Origin of the sequence: Arthrobacter sp. FW306-06-A (assembly GCF_021870055.1) — a bacterium.
In the GTDB taxonomy this organism is placed as follows: Bacteria; Actinomycetota; Actinomycetes; order Actinomycetales; family Micrococcaceae; genus Arthrobacter.
In genome coordinates, this window is the sequence record NZ_CP084552.1 from 1,474,866 (window position 1) to 1,489,342 (window position 14,477).

Annotated in this window: 11 protein-coding genes; 8 read left to right on the forward strand and 3 right to left on the reverse strand. The window is 67.5% G+C overall.

Going from position 1 to position 14,477, the window contains the following annotated elements; all coding sequences use genetic code 11:
- Positions 1–6 precede the first annotated feature (6 nt).
- Complete coding sequence (locus LFT49_RS06875; RefSeq protein WP_237430483.1) at positions 7–3,381, forward strand: glycosyltransferase family 2 protein; 3,375 nt, start codon at positions 7–9, stop codon at positions 3,379–3,381.
- A complete protein-coding gene (locus tag LFT49_RS06880) occupies positions 3,374–5,074 on the forward strand; it encodes a DUF5719 family protein (protein WP_237430135.1) in 1,701 nt (566 codons plus the stop codon). Before LFT49_RS06875 ends, LFT49_RS06880 begins: the two co-directional genes overlap by 8 nt.
- Positions 5,075–5,083: 9 nt before the next feature.
- Here the strand turns inward: LFT49_RS06880 and LFT49_RS06885 are convergent, their stop codons facing one another.
- The gene (locus LFT49_RS06885; protein ID WP_237430136.1) at positions 5,084–5,596 is read right to left on the reverse strand and encodes a metallopeptidase family protein; all 513 of its coding nucleotides are present in this window, start codon (positions 5,594–5,596) and stop codon (positions 5,084–5,086) included.
- Between the two features lie 120 nt (positions 5,597–5,716).
- Between LFT49_RS06885 and LFT49_RS06890 the strand changes: the two genes are divergently transcribed.
- The 4 genes from LFT49_RS06890 to LFT49_RS06905 all read left to right on the forward strand — a co-directional run bounded on the left by LFT49_RS06890 (position 5,717) and on the right by LFT49_RS06905 (position 9,271).
- Positions 5,717–6,103: a DUF3499 domain-containing protein gene (locus tag LFT49_RS06890; RefSeq protein ID WP_236801659.1), complete on the forward strand. Its 387-nt coding sequence runs from the start codon at positions 5,717–5,719 to the stop codon at positions 6,101–6,103.
- A gap of 79 nt (positions 6,104–6,182) precedes the next feature.
- Complete coding sequence (locus LFT49_RS06895) at positions 6,183–6,410, forward strand: Trm112 family protein (protein ID WP_236821619.1); 228 nt, start codon at positions 6,183–6,185, stop codon at positions 6,408–6,410.
- A gap of 90 nt (positions 6,411–6,500) precedes the next feature.
- On the forward strand, positions 6,501–7,967 hold the full coding sequence (gene ahcY, locus LFT49_RS06900) for an adenosylhomocysteinase (RefSeq protein ID WP_236801678.1): 1,467 nt from the start codon (positions 6,501–6,503) through the stop codon (positions 7,965–7,967).
- Between the two features lie 65 nt (positions 7,968–8,032).
- A complete protein-coding gene (locus LFT49_RS06905) occupies positions 8,033–9,271 on the forward strand; it encodes a L,D-transpeptidase (RefSeq protein WP_237430137.1) in 1,239 nt (412 codons plus the stop codon).
- Between the two features lie 2 nt (positions 9,272–9,273).
- Here the strand turns inward: LFT49_RS06905 and LFT49_RS06910 are convergent, their stop codons facing one another.
- Entirely contained in the window at positions 9,274–10,074 is an 801-nt protein-coding gene (locus tag LFT49_RS06910; protein WP_237430138.1) for an RDD family protein, read from the reverse strand.
- Between the two features lie 78 nt (positions 10,075–10,152).
- Between LFT49_RS06910 and LFT49_RS06915 the strand changes: the two genes are divergently transcribed.
- Together LFT49_RS06915 and LFT49_RS06920 are read left to right on the forward strand one after the other, a co-directional pair.
- Positions 10,153–11,145, forward strand: coding sequence for a stage II sporulation protein M (locus LFT49_RS06915; protein ID WP_237430139.1), 993 nt, complete (start codon positions 10,153–10,155; stop codon positions 11,143–11,145).
- Between the two features lie 124 nt (positions 11,146–11,269).
- Positions 11,270–12,631, forward strand: a complete 1,362-nt coding sequence (locus tag LFT49_RS06920) for a TIGR01906 family membrane protein (RefSeq protein WP_237430140.1) — start codon at positions 11,270–11,272, stop codon at positions 12,629–12,631.
- On the opposite strand, the gene LFT49_RS06925 is transcribed toward LFT49_RS06920, so the two are convergent.
- On the reverse strand, positions 12,622–14,451 hold the full coding sequence (locus LFT49_RS06925) for an AMP-dependent synthetase/ligase (RefSeq protein WP_237430141.1): 1,830 nt from the start codon (positions 14,449–14,451) through the stop codon (positions 12,622–12,624). The two genes, LFT49_RS06920 and LFT49_RS06925, sit on opposite strands and share 10 nt — an antisense overlap.
- Between the last annotated feature and the right edge of the window lie 26 nt (positions 14,452–14,477).

Consider the following 14,477-nt stretch of genomic DNA (forward strand, 5'->3'; position numbering starts at 1 on the left):
GCCGTTGTGGTTGCCCACAACGGCAGTGCCTATCTGCCCAGAACCCTTGCAGCTTTGGCGTCCCAAACCCGGCCCGTTGACCGTGCCGTGGGTGTGGACACGGGGTCCGGCGACGACTCCTACCGCCTCCTGCGGGAGGCTTTGGGGGAAACCGAGGTTCTCAGCTACCCGCGGAGCAAAGGCGGCATGGGCGCCGCCGTCTCCGCTGCGCTCGCGGAGCTGGTCCCCGTCCACGGGGACGGCGACGGTGGCAGGGCCGAGTGGATTTGGCTGCTGCACGATGATGCCGCGCCCGCGCCCGAAGCCCTTGCCGAACTCCTGGGCGCCGTGGAGCGTGCGCCCTCGGTCACCGTTGCCGGCTGCAAGCAGCTGGACTGGCATTCGCCGCGAAGACTTATCGATGTAGGTCTTTCCACCAGCCGGTGGGCCGAGCGTCTGACCCTGATCGATGCCGATGAAATGGACCAGGGCCAGTACGACGGCCGTACCGATACCTTTGCCGTCAATTCCGCCGGCATGCTGGTGCGCCGGGATGTCTGGGACCAGCTGGGCGGCTTCGATCCGGCCCTGCCCGGCAGCGGAGACGACGTCGACTTCTGCTGGCGGAACCGCCTTGCAGGCCACCGCGTGGTGGTGGTTCCCGCAGCCCGGATGTTCCATGTGGCGCACCGTCCGCATGCCCTTGGAAACCCCTCGGCGGCGCGCAAGGCCCAGGTCCACTTGCGCCTGAAGCACAGCCCGCTCTGGATGGTGCCGGTCCACGGCATCGGTGCCTTGCTGGGCAGCCTCTTCAAGCTGGTCCTGAGCATCGTCGTCAAGGACCCTGGCCACGGCATTTCCCAGCTTCTCGCCACGTGCGCCGCGTTGGGCAGGCCGGGCGCCGTGGCCAAGGCACGCCGGACAGCCAAGCGGTCACGGCGCATCCGCCGGTCCGTCATCCGCAAACTCCAGACCCCCCGGCGGGAGGTGTGGAGCCACCGCCGGTCGCTGATGGAGGCGCTGGGATCCGACGGCTCCGGCGCTGACCACCTCGTGCAGGATCCGCTGGCGAACCAGCCCACCGGTGACGCCGCGGACGACTTCGCAGCCCTGGCCACCACCAAACGCGGTTGGGTGGGCAACGGCGCCTTGGCCGCCGTCATCATCGCATCCGTGGCCTCCCTATTGGCGCTCACAGGTTTGTTCCGGGCCGGAGCGGTAACCGGAGGTGCCCTGCTTCCTGTCTCCGCGAGCTTGGGGGACATCTGGCATAACGCCTCCAGTTGGTGGATCAGTTTGGGCGCGGGCCTTCCCGGCCGCGGCGACCCCTTTGACTACGTGCTGTGGATCATCGGAGTCCTGGGCGGAGGGGACGCGAATCCGGCCATGGCCTGGCTGCTCCTGCTCGGTGCCCCGTTGTCCGGCCTCACCGCCTGGTTCGCTGCCGGCGGGCTGACTGTGCGCCGCCGGCTCCGCCTCGTGGCTGCGCTCTATTGGGCAGCCGCTCCCGCACTCCAGGCCGCACTCAACCAGGGGCGGGCAGGCGCGCTGATCGCGCACATCATGCTTCCGCTGGTGGTCCTGGGCCTGCTGCGGGCTACGGGCTCCGCGGTGGGCCACGGCCGGTTCAACGCCGGCGCATCAACTGAACGCAACTCCACCGAACAGCCCCCGGCCAAGGCGGGGATCAACGGCCTTCCCTCGTGGACGGCCGCGGCAGCTGCGGGCCTGGCCCTGGCTGTCACGACCGCGGCCGCCCCCTCGCTGCTGATCCCGGCCACGGTGGTCATCGTGCTCTGCGGCCTGCTGCTGGGGCGGCGCGGGCGCACCGTGTGGTGGGCGCTGTTGCCCGCCGCCGCCTTGTTTATCCCATTTTCCCTCTCCACACTCGACCGGCCGCGTGCCATCCTGGCTGATCCCGGATTGCCGCTGGGATTCGACGCTGCCCCGCTGTGGCAGCAGGTCCTGGGCCAGCCACTCTCATTCGACCCCGCAGCCGGGCTTCAGGGACTGGCCGCCTTTGCCGGCGGTGGCGTGCCCTGGGCGCTCCTGCTCGCATTGCTGATCGCGGGGCCGGTGCTGGTCCTTGCCATCGTGGGACTCTTCAGTGCACGGCGTCGGGCCCGGATTGCCAGGTGCTTCTGGATCGTGGCTGTTATTGCCCTGGCCGCCGGCTGGTTCGCCAGCCACCTCGCCACCGGCTTCAACGCCGGCGTGCTGGTCACGCCGTTCACCGGACCTGTGGTGTCTGCCGTGTCCTTTGCCCTCCTTGCGGCGGCAATCCTCGGATCCGAGCAACTCCTGTCCACGGCGGACCGGGCGTCGGGCACCGGGACGAGGACTGGAAGGGCAGCGCGCGCAGGGCTGGCGCTGGGCCTTGTGGTGGTGCTGGCCGGACCGCTGGCCGGGATGGCTGCCTGGTCAGCGCAGAACATGTTGCGTCCGGCGGGGACTGCCGCCACCCAGGCCACTACACCCCTGGGGAGCGCTCCTGCCGCCGCGGCAGCAGGTTCCGGAACCGGGGGAGAGCTGGGCACGCCGCGCCTTGTGGAAGCCTCCACGGGGCGCTCCCTGCCCGCCACCGCCGTCGACCGGGGGACCGGGCCGGAACAAACACGGACCCTGCTGCTCAGCACCGGAGAAGACGGAACCTTCAGTGCGTCGCTGATGCGTGGGGCAGGCACCACCCTGGACAGTCTCTCCGCCATCGCCTCTGCACGGAACATCATCGGCGCGCCGGGTGCCGAAGAGGTCCGTGGCGACGACGACGTCACCGCGGCTGTCCGCCGCGTGGTGGCCACCCTTGTCGCTGGGCAGGGTGTGGATCCGCGCACCGACCTGGAACAGCTCGGGGTTGGATTCGTGGTGCTCCGGGCAGCGGACACGGCAGCCCAGCTCACCGCCAGCCGGATGGACGCAGTTCCCGGCCTTGTGGCCGTAGGACAGACCGACGTTGGCTGGCTCTGGCGCATCAGCCCACTGAACCAGCCGGTCCTCCAGGCTGCTGAAGTGGCCCATCGCGTCCGCATCGTGGATCCGCGTGGCGCGGCCACCGCTTTGGTCGCCTCCGGAACCGATGACGTCAACACCGCCGTCCCTGCGGGGCCGGAAGGCCGGCTGGTGGTACTGGCGGAGCGGGCCGACCCGGGGTGGAGTGCCTGGCTCGACGGCCGGAAGCTGACCTCCACCACCGACGGCTGGTCCCAGGCCTTTACGCTTCCAGCGGCGGCCGGCCAGCTCACCGTCCGCTACGAGAACCCGTGGTCGTTCTGGGCTGCCGCTGCCCAGATCACGGTGATCGGACTGACTGTCATCCTGGCAATCCCCATGCCGGCCCGGCGCCCGCGGACCGGTCTCTCGCGCGACGAGGGCTCCCTGCGTAAGGAACACCAACATGCATGAGCAGACCCCACCCGCCGGCATTCCTTCCGCCGAGGCGGGGAAGCAGCCCCAGGCCGGGGAAACGGCGCCAACGGGCGGCGAAGACAGCAAAACATCCAGCCGCGGCGCCAGCCGTGTGACAGGCGGCAAGGGGCGGGCAGCGTCCGTGGCTGGAATTGCGGCGGGCGTCCTCATCCTTGCCGGCGCAGGGGCCCTGGTGGCCGGAGGGTCGCTGATGGCCGCGCCCGCATCCAGCCGGACCGTGCCGCCCGCGGAAGCAGCCGTCCCGGCGGGAGCCAGCCTTGGCGTCTGCCCCGGCCCCGCCCGGCTGCTGGAGGGAACCGGCACCGGTACCGACGCCCAGTTCCGGCCCGAGTCCGCTACTGCGGCGACCAGGGTCAGTGCCGCCGTGCTGAGCGCCGGAGGTGTGCTCCCCGGCAGCCGGCTCGCGCACCTGGACGGAACAGCCGCCGTCGAGATTTCCAAGGATCCTGGTCCGGCACCGACGGCCGCAGCCCCCCAACAGCTCCTGGCGGGAGTTGCAGCCGACCGGTCCATGGACCAGGTAAGTGTCCTGAGCGCCAAGGCCGTAGCCAACCAGAATGCGTCGGCCGCCGCCGCCATGAAATACACGGCCAGTGACGGTGACCTGCAGGGAAGTGCTGCTGCCACGTGCGGGAAACCCTCGAACGACCAATGGCTGGCGGGTGCCAGCACCACGGTCGGCCGCACCTCCGTGCTGGCACTCACCAATGCCTCCAGCACCCCTGCCACGGTGAGCCTTGAACTCTTTGGTTCGGGCGGTCAGGTGCAGGCGCCGGGCAGTCGCGGCCTGCTGGTTGCCCCGGGCACCACCCGCAGCGTGGTCCTGGCCGGCCTTGCGCCCAACGAGCCGAGCCTCAGCGTGCACGTTCGCAGCGCCGGCGGCCCGGTGGCCGCATCCATCCAGCAGAGCGTGCTGCGTGGCCTCACTCCGGGCGGCGTGGATTTCATTGGCCCCGGGACTGCCCCTGCTGTCCGCCAGATCATGACGGGCGTGGACATCCAGGACCCCGCAGGCACTGCTCCCCTGACGGCCCAGGCCGCTTATAAGGATGCCGGCCCGGCCCTCGAGCTCACGGTTCCCGGCGCCTCCGATGCGGTAGTGGAAGTCAAGCTGTATGGACGGGATGGCCAGCGCGCCCTTCCGTCCGGCGGCGTCATCACCGCGAAGGCCGGATCCACCACCGAGGTCTCCCTGGCCGGTGTACCCGCCGGCCAATACACCGTGGCGGCCTCATCTGACGTCTCCTTTGTCGCCGCGGCGCGGATGGGGCGCGGGCTCCGGGCAGGGCAGCCATCCGATCTGGCCTGGGCTCCTTCGGCCGTGCGGCTTGGCAGCCAGCACGTGGTTCCCATCCCTAAGGGCGGCCTCCGCCAGCTGGTGTTCGGGGCGTTGGACGCCAGGGCCACCATCACGTATGCACCCATCACTGCCGATGGAAAGGTGCGGGCAGCCGCCACCGCCGACATCGCTGGTGGCACCACCGCGACCATTACCGTCCCGGACCAGGCCGAGGGGGCCGACGTCGTGGGCTATGTGGTCTCCGCATCCGGCGACGCCGCCTACGGGGCGGTTCTGGTGGGCCAGGACGGACGCAACGACGTCTCGTCCCTGGCGTTCCTCGCTGCTGCGGCCGGCCAGGAAACAGTCCCGGTCACCTTGGGCTACTAGGCCCGGTGTTCAGTAGCGGCGTCGGTACACGGGGTCAAGCGTCTCCGGCGCGACACCCAGCATCTCCGCCGTGTGCTCCACCACCACGTCGTGGACCAGGTCCTGGAGCTCTTCCACGCTGGAACAGGCCTGCTCCACCACCCGCCGGTACACCGTGATCGTGGGTCCTTCCTCTCCCGCAGCGGGGGTATAGGCGCCCATGGGTGCAGGGGCCGCGTTGGCGGCCAGCTGTTCAAGGTCCGGCGGGATTTCATCCACGCCAAACCTGACGCCGTCGAGGGTCTTGCCCCAGATGTCGTGCAACCGTTGGGCGGAGTCCAGCACCATGTCGTCAAAGCGGTCGCCGCGGGTCCGGTAGCCCGGATGCGTGGGCAACATCACCTCGCCGCGAAGGCCGCGCCCATGCCGGTTCCGGCGGCGCCTGAAGAAACTCCTGCCGGCGGTCTCCACGCCCGTTGCTGCGGGGGCATCCGGGTCAGCCAACCGGACCGAAAAACCTGATTCATGGTTCGATGACTGCATACATCGACTCTAAACCCGGGCGGGGATTTACGCGATACATCCGCCCGGCGGCGCCGCGCGCCTCTGCGTAGGCCCCGCAATGCGCAGTTTTTGCCCGGCGAAGGGGTAGTCTGTGATGTCGTGGGAGCTATCCGTCAGTGTTCAAGGTCTGCCTGCCGCCAGTCGGCGGTAGCCACCCTGACGTACGTATATGCAGACTCCACGGCAGTCCTGGGGCCGTTGGCCACCTACGCCGAACCACACTGCTACGACCTCTGCGAGCAGCACGCCGATTCGTTGACGGTTCCCCGTGGCTGGGAAGTACTCCGCCTGGCAATGCCGTCCACTCCGCAGCAGCCTGGGCCGGATGACCTGCTGGCCCTGGCAAATGCCGTCCGCGACGCCGCGGCCCTGCCGCCGGAGGCGCAGCCGCCCGCCCAACGGGGCCACCATTCGGCATTGGAAGCCCCGGCAGGCACTGAAGGGGTACGCCGGGGCCACCTGCGGATCCTTCGCGAACCTTCCTGACCCGTATCTGGCGGTACTCTAAAGACTGCACATCCTTTCCGCTACCGGCGCGAGCGCGCCCGCCAGGGAGCATGAACAAATGCCAAAGATCAGCCCCGAGCTGTTGTCCGTCCTGCGTTGCCCCGTGACCGGATCGCCCCTGGTCCAGGAGGGGGAGGAACTGGTGGCCACTGCCGCCGGGGACTCCGGCGTGAAGAACCGGTACGCCATCGAGGACGGGATCCCTTTGCTGCTGCCTCCGGAACTGCTGGCCGCAGCAGCCTCGGCAGGTTCGGACCAGCACGATCCCGCTGCAGCAGGGCAGTAATCCACCTGCATCCGCTTCACCTGCACTGGCTCTCACAGAAACAGCAGAACGGGGACTGGACCAGTACCCGGACCAAGCAAAGGACCACCCATGACTTTTGAGTACAAGGTTGCCGATATCTCCCTGGCGGAAGCCGGCCGCCACCAGATCCGCCTCGCGGAGCACGAGATGCCCGGCCTGATGTCCCTCCGTGAGGAGTTCGGCCCCTCCCAGCCGCTCAAGGGCGCCCGGATCGCCGGTTCCTTGCACATGACCGTGCAGACCGCTGTGCTGATCGAGACCCTTACTGCGCTGGGCGCGGAGGTCCGCTGGGCGTCCTGCAACATCTTCTCCACCCAGGACGAAGCCGCGGCGGCCGTGGTGGTAGGCAAGGGCACCGTCGAAGACCCGCAGGGCGTACCGGTGTTCGCGTGGAAGGGCGAGACCCTCGAGGAATACTGGTGGACCGCCGAGCAGATCCTGACCTGGCCCGGCGCTGAGTCCAACCCCGAACTGGGCCCCAACATGATCCTTGACGACGGCGGCGACGCCACCATGCTGGTCCACAAGGGCGTGGAGTTCGAGGCCGTGGGCAATGTTCCCTCCGCAGATCCCGAGGACTCCGAAGAATACGGCATCTTCCTCGACGTGCTCCGCCGCTCCCTTGCCGCCGACCCCCGGAAGTGGACCAGGACTGCAGCCACGATCAAGGGCGTCAGCGAGGAAACCACCACCGGTGTGCACCGCCTATACCAGCTGGCCGACCAGGGCAAGCTGCTCTTCCCGGCCATCAACGTCAACGATTCGGTGACCAAGAGCAAGTTCGACAACAAGTACGGCATCCGCCACTCCCTGCCGGACGGCATCAACCGGGCCACGGATGTGCTCATGGGCGGCAAGGTGGCCGTGGTCTGCGGTTACGGCGACGTCGGCAAGGGCGCGGCGGAAGCCCTGCGCGGCCAGGGCTCGCGCGTCATCGTCACCGAGATCGATCCCATCTGCGCGCTCCAGGCGGCCATGGACGGCTACCAGGTGGCCAAGCTGGAATCGGTCCTGGCCCAGGGCGACATCTTCATCACCACCACCGGCAACAAGGACGTCATCCTCGCCGAGCACATGTCCGGCATGAAGAACAAGGCCATCGTGGGCAACATCGGCCACTTCGACAACGAGATCGACATCGCCGGCCTGGCCCGCATCCCCGGGATCAAGAAGGTTGAAATCAAGCCGCAGGTCCACGAGTGGGTCTTCGACGAAGGCGCCGACGCGGAGCGCTCCATCATCGTCCTGTCCGAGGGCCGGTTGCTTAACCTCGGCAACGCCACGGGCCACCCGTCCTTCGTCATGAGCAACTCGTTCGCGAACCAGACCATCGCGCAGATCGAGCTGTGGACCAAGCGGGACCAGCACGAGTACGAAAACAAGGTCTACGTCCTGCCGAAGGTCCTGGATGAGAAGGTGGCCCGGCTGCACCTGGCCGCACTGGGCGTCGAGCTCACTGAACTGACCAAGGACCAGGCAGAATACCTGGACATCGACGTCGCGGGCCCGTACAAGCCCGAACACTATCGTTACTGAGACGTAAGGGCCCGGGCGCTGGACAAGCGCCCGGGCCGTTATTTTTTGCACGTAGGATCAAAAACATGGAGCCTGATGTAAAGCCCCGTCGCCGGGGGAAAATCAAGAAATTCCTTGCCGTGGTTGCCGTGTGTGTCCTGGCTGCCGTGGGCGGGGTTTTCGCCGCCGTCGCCCCGGGCCTTGCCGGCGGACCCCTGGAATCGGAAGCAGGCTCCGCACTGCGGACATCGCCCGGCATCGCGTCCCCCGTTGTCCCACCGGTGGCACTGGACGCCGTCCCCGCCAATGGCGCCAAGCAGGTGAACCCGGCCGCACCGGTTTCCCTGAAGGTGGGCAATGGGATCATCCAGCGCGTCACCCTCGCCAGTACGGCGGGGAAGACCGTCGACGGCAGCATCGACCCCAGCGGGACGACGTGGTCCGCCACCGGCCCCCTTGAGTTCAATACCGAGTACAGCTACACCTACGTGGTCAAGGATTCAGCAGGACGCGAAACCAGCACCACCCAGTCCTTCAATACCGTGTCCAGCTCCCATGAGGCCGACGCTGCCATCTACCCGCTGAACGGCATGAAGGTGGGTGTGGGCCAGCCACTGCAGATCATTTTCAGCGAGCCCGTGACTAACCGGGCCGCCGTTGAAAAGGCCATCAAGATCACCACTACGGCTGGGCAGGCCGGGGCTTTCCACTGGTACAGCGACACCATGGTCCGGTATCGTCCCGAAAACTTCTGGGCTGCGAACTCCACCATCACCATGGACATGCAGCTCTTCGGCGTTGACCTCGGGAACGGCCAGATTGCCAACTTCAACAAAAAGGTGAATGTCTCCATCGGCGACAAGAAGGTAGCCATAGCCGATGCCACAGCGCATACATTTACGCTGAGCATCAATGACCAGCCTGTGAAGACCCTGCCCGTCAGCATGGGGGACAAGCGGTTCCCCTCGGCCAAGGGATTCGCGGTGCTGATGGAGAAGAACCGATTTGACCACTTCCGGGCGGCGAGCATCGGGCTCAAGCCCGACGACCCCGCCTATTACGGTGAGGCGGACGTCGAGTACACCATCCGCCTCACGCTCAGCGGGGCCTATATCCACCAGGCGCTTGAGTCCGCGTATCCGTACATCGGCAACACCAACGTGTCCCACGGCTGCATTGGTTTCCTCCCGGATGGAGCGGCCTGGGTTTTCGACAACATGGGAACCGGGGACGTGGTCCAGATCATCAATACCGAAGGTGACTACGCGGCGCACACCGACGGCTTCGGCGACTGGAACATCCCGTGGAGCGAATACGACAACTAGGGTCAGTTGCCGAACGGCAACCGCTGCAGGCGCTGCCCCGTCTCGGTGTACCGGCGGCGTGACTGCGACAGCCTGGTGAATTCCCGGTTCCGCCGTTCGGCAACGACGGCGGCCAGAAAGTCATCGGGGCCCGTTCCGGGCGGCGGGGCAGGGGCTACGTGGGCGGACAGTTCGGCGGCGATCGAGGCGGCCATGCCTGCCCTGGACAGCGGGGCCATCCGGCCAGCCTGGCGGATGAACTGTGCTGCCCTGCGCGCCGTGGCGTCCGGGATGCGGCCAATGTCCGCGGCGGCAGCCCAGGACTGCAGGTACGGCGGCACGAAGACCCGAATGGCCTGCTCAGCCGGCACCCGGCTTCGGACGGCATAGGTTCCGGCCAGCAGGTCGCCCAGCCGCCGCGACTTATCGTTGAAGAGCGCCACGGCAAGGGCAAGGCCGCCGAACGTCAGGTAGATTTCCAAAAAACCGGTCAGTCCGCGGATCACGGCGTGCCGGAACCGGATGGCGCCGCCATCCTCCCGGACCACCCACAGGCCCGTGGCCAGCTTGCCCAGCGACCGGCCCCTGCTCAGCGTCTCCACAGCCACCGGCACCACCACCAGGCAGAACACGACGGCGGCAAGGCCAAGGGCGCGTGCGGCCGCCGGGTCAAGATCCCGGCCGGCGGCCGACAAGCCAATCATGACCAGCACGAGCAGGACAACATGGACCACGACATCGATGGCCAGGCCCAGGGCGCGCGCGGCGAAACTGGCGGGCCGAAGCTCGAGTACTACGGCCTCTCCGGTGATGATTGGACCCACCCTGCGGCCCTGCCCTTCGCAGCTGATGTTGGTTGGTGCGGACGCTCAAAGTCTAATGCCGGGCGTTAGGCTGTAGCCGTGGACATGGATGCCTTTGCCGCCGTCAATGCGGACAAATGGGCGCGGTTGCAGGAGCTTGCCGGCAAAGGCAGGCTGACAGGCGCCGAAGCCGACGAATTGCTGGCGCTTTACCAGTCCACGTCCGGGCACCTGTCCCTGGTCCGTTCCGTGGCCCCGGAAAGCGGGCTGTCGGCGTCCCTGTCCGCCACGCTGGCCCTGGCAAGGACCCGCTTCACCGGCGCCAGGTCCAACGTTGTGGCCGACCTGGTGCGGTTCTTCGTGGTGGCCCTTCCGGCTGCGCTGTACCGGCTGGCCTGGCTTACCCTGGCCTGCGGCGCAGCATTCGTCCTCATCGCGGCTGCTTACGCCATATGGATCGGAACATCCCCTGAAGCCCTTCGGGCCGTGGCGTCCGAAACCGCCGCAGCCCAGTACGTGGACCAGGACTTCATCAACTACTACTCGGAAAACCCTGCAGCGTCCTTCGCCGGCGCCGTATGGACAAACAACGCGTGGATCTGTGCCCAGGCAGTGGCCCTGGGCATTACCGGGGTGTGGGTTCCGATGATCCTGTTCAGCAATGCGCAGGGGGTGGGCGTCGCTGCCGGAATCTTCGCCTCAGCGGGCAAGTCCGATGTGTTTTACAGCTACATCCTGCCCCACGGATTGATGGAGCTCACCGCCGTCTTCATTGCCTCTGCCGCGGGCCTGCGGATCTTTTGGGCCATGGTCGCGCCCGGCCCCCGCACCCGTGGCCGGGCGGTGGCCGAGGAAGGCCGGTCACTGGTCACGGTGGCCCTGGGGCTGGTCCTCGTTCTTTTCGTCTCGGGGCTGGTTGAAGGGTTCGTCACCCCCAGTCCACTGCCCCCCTGGGCCAGGATCGGCATTGGCGCGGCCGTACTCGCCGCGTACTGGGTGTATGTCCTGGTGTGGGGCAGGCGGGCGTTCCTGTCGGGGGAACGCGGGGACATCCGCCGGGAAGACGCCGGCTACACGGAAATCGCTGCCTGAATCGTTGTAATCCTGCCGGGGTGGTTCCTCGCCGAGCGGAAGTTCCGGACGGTAGGCTCGTCTGCAGAATCAATCGCGCCGGCGAACTGGGACCGGTGCGGAACCCAACGGAAGTGACGCTGCTGTGAATGACGAAACACCGGCCCGCGCCAAAAGCGCTGCGCCGCAGCCGGAACCTTTCCTGGATACGTCCGGGGATTCCGACGAGCCCGCGTTCTCCTGGCTGGCGCCTACGGACGGAGACACGTCCGACGGGAACAAGCCGAATGCAGACAAGTCGGATGCAGACGGTACCAGTGCTGATAAGACCAGTGGGGACAAAACCCCTGGGGGCAAGACCGCCGCTGACCTGTCTGACGGAAACATGCCCGGCGGGGGAGGACCAGGCAGGGGAGTGACCGGCGGTGAAAGCAACCGCGAGGCACTCCGGGACACGCGCAATGCCACACAGCCTGAAAGCCGGGCCGACCGGAAGGCTGCGGAAGCCGCCGTCGGATCTTCCGCCCTTGGGAATCCTGTCTCCGCGCGTCCCGCTGCGGGGCTCTCGGCAGCCGGTGCGTCGACGGCCGGCTCGTCCGCAACCGGGTCCTCCACGACCGGATCCGCTGCGGACCAGCGGGACGGCACCGATTCTCCTGTGTTCAAGGAACCCCTTCCGACGTCGGCACTGCACGTGCGTCCCCCGGAGGAGGAAGTGGAGCGCCGCAACGCGCAGCGTGAAAGCGCGGCCAATGCCAAGCCGGTGGCGCCGCGCGTCATGCAGGTCCTGCTCGCGGTCATCTATCCGGTTATCCTCCTGATCCTGGCCGTCCGGGCCGTGACCAGCCCGCTCTTCCTCTGGGTGGAATACAACCGGCCCGGCTTCCCGGGCGACGGCTACGGCTTCAACACCGACGACCGGATGACCTATGGTTCCTACGCCGTGGACTACCTCAGCAATTGGGCGGGCCCGCGCTACCTGGGTGACCTGGTGAGCCGCAGCGGCGAAAAACTCTTCAAGGACGGCGAAGTCAGCCACATGGCGGACGTCAAAGTTGTCATCCTGTCGACCTTCGGCGCCGGCGTTTTGCTGCTCCTCCTTGCCCTGATCGCCATCGTGTACCTGCGCAAGCGCAGCACCGGCGGGATCAGGCGCGGCCTTTTCGCCGGCTCCATCATCACGCTGGTCCTGATCCTGGGCCTCGGTACGCTGGCGGCCCTGGGCTGGCAGCAGTTCTTTACCGAGTTCCACCGGATTTTCTTCGCCGACGGGTCCTGGACCTTCAGCCTGGACGATACCCTGATCCGGCTGTTCCCCAGCCAGTTCTGGATGGATGCCGGCATCGCCATCGCGGCGATGGTGCTCCTGGCCTCCATCGTGACGCTGGTGCTGACCTGGCCCACGCGCCGCCGCCGTGGCGTAGGACGCGGGGAAGAGCCGGCAAGGGCTGGGCAGGGAAAGCCTGACCAGGAAACGGCGGAGCAGGAAAAAGCCCCTCAGCCGTAGATCTTGGCGATCTCCGCCTGGAACTCCCTGACGACGGCGGACCGCTTCAGTTTCAGCGACGGCGTCAGGTGCCCGGACTCCACGCTGAACTCAGCGTCCAGCAGCCGGAACGTGCGTACGGACTCCGCCTTCGACACCATCTTGTTTGCCAGGTCCACGGCTTCCTGAAGGGCAGCCAGCACCTGGGGGTCACTGGCGGCTTCACTGAGGGGGAGCGGGGGCAGGCCCCGCTCGGCGCGCCAGTCGGCAACGCCTTCCGGGTCCAGGGTCAGGAGGGCTGATACGTAGGGCTTGCCGTCACCCACCACCACTGCATGGGCCACGAGCTGGTGGCTCCGGATCATCTCTTCCAGCGGCCCGGGGGCAACGTTCTTGCCGCCGGCCGTTACCAGGAGGTCCTTCTTCCGGCCCGTGACCGTGAGGAAGCCCTCCTTGTCCAGCTCGCCAAGATCGCCGGTGCGAAAGAAGCCGTCCACGAACGCTTCGGCGTCCGCGGCCGGGTTGCCGTGGTACCCCCGGAAAACACCGATTCCCTTGACCAGGATTTCGCCGTCTTCGGCCACGCGGATGGTGGTCCCGGGGATGGGGATGCCCACCGTTCCCACCCTGTTGCGGGAGGGTGTGTTCACGGTGCACGGCGCCGTGGTTTCGGTCAACCCGTAGCCTTCGAGGACAGGAATGCCCACCCCCCGGAAGAAGTGTGCGTCTTCCGAAGCAAGGGGGCTGGCCCCGGAGACGGTGTACTCCACCTCGCCGCCGAACGCCTGTCGCAGCCTCGGGTAGACCAGCCGGTCAAACACCGCGTGCCGGGCCCGGCTCAGCAGTCCCGGGCCGGGACCCTCGCCACGGTTTAGCCGGTCCTGTTCGCGCGAGTAGGCAATGGCTGCAGCGGACGCGGCATCGAATACCCGTCCCTTGCCTGCCACCGCCGCCTTGTGAGCGGCCGTTGCCCGGACTTTCTCGAAGATGCGCGGCACCACCAGCAGGAACGTGGGCCGGAAGCTGCCAAGGTCTTCGAGGAGCTGCGCCGCCCCCGGGCTGTGGCCCACGGTTGCGCCGGCGGCTACACAGACCACCTGGACCGCCCGGGCCAGGACGTGGGCCAGCGGCAGGAACATCAAAGTGCGCGCCATATCCTTCTGCAGGATCTCCGGCAGGAACGCCACGATGTTCTTGGCCACCAGGGCGAAGTTCCCGTGCGTGATCTCGCACCCTTTGGGTTTGCCCGTGGTGCCCGACGTATATACCAGCGAGGCGAGGTCCGCCAGGCCTGCACGGGTGCGCTGCCGCTCCAGTTCAGCGTCGCTGACTCCGGCGCCTGCAGCGGCGAGGCTGGCAAGGTCGGGGGCCTCGCCGTCGTAATCCATTCGCACCACGTTGACCAGGCGGTCGCTGAGCTCGGCAGAGTCCGCCACCACGCCGGTGACCAGCTGCACCATGGCGCGTTCGCCGGCGAAGACCCGCCGGACCCCGGCGTCGCGGATGATCCACTCCACCTGGCTCGCGGAGGACGTCTCATAGATCGGCACCGTAACGCCGCCGGCGAACCAGATGGCAAAGTCCACCAAGGTCCACTCATAGGAGGTACGGGACATCACGGCCACGGTGTCACCCGGTTCCAGGCCGCCGGCAATGAGCCCCTTGGCCAGCGCGCTGACGTCCTGGAGGAATTTCTGTACGGGAACATCCACCCAGCCGTTGGGGCCCTTCCGGCGGTACAGGGCACGGGCCGGGTTGGCGGCGTGCTGCTCCAGCAGCAGGTCGGTCACGTTGCTGTTGGCGTCCATCTCAACCAGCAGTTCGGTGCTTGCTTCTCTCACAGCAGGTCTCCGTTTCCGCTGCCACG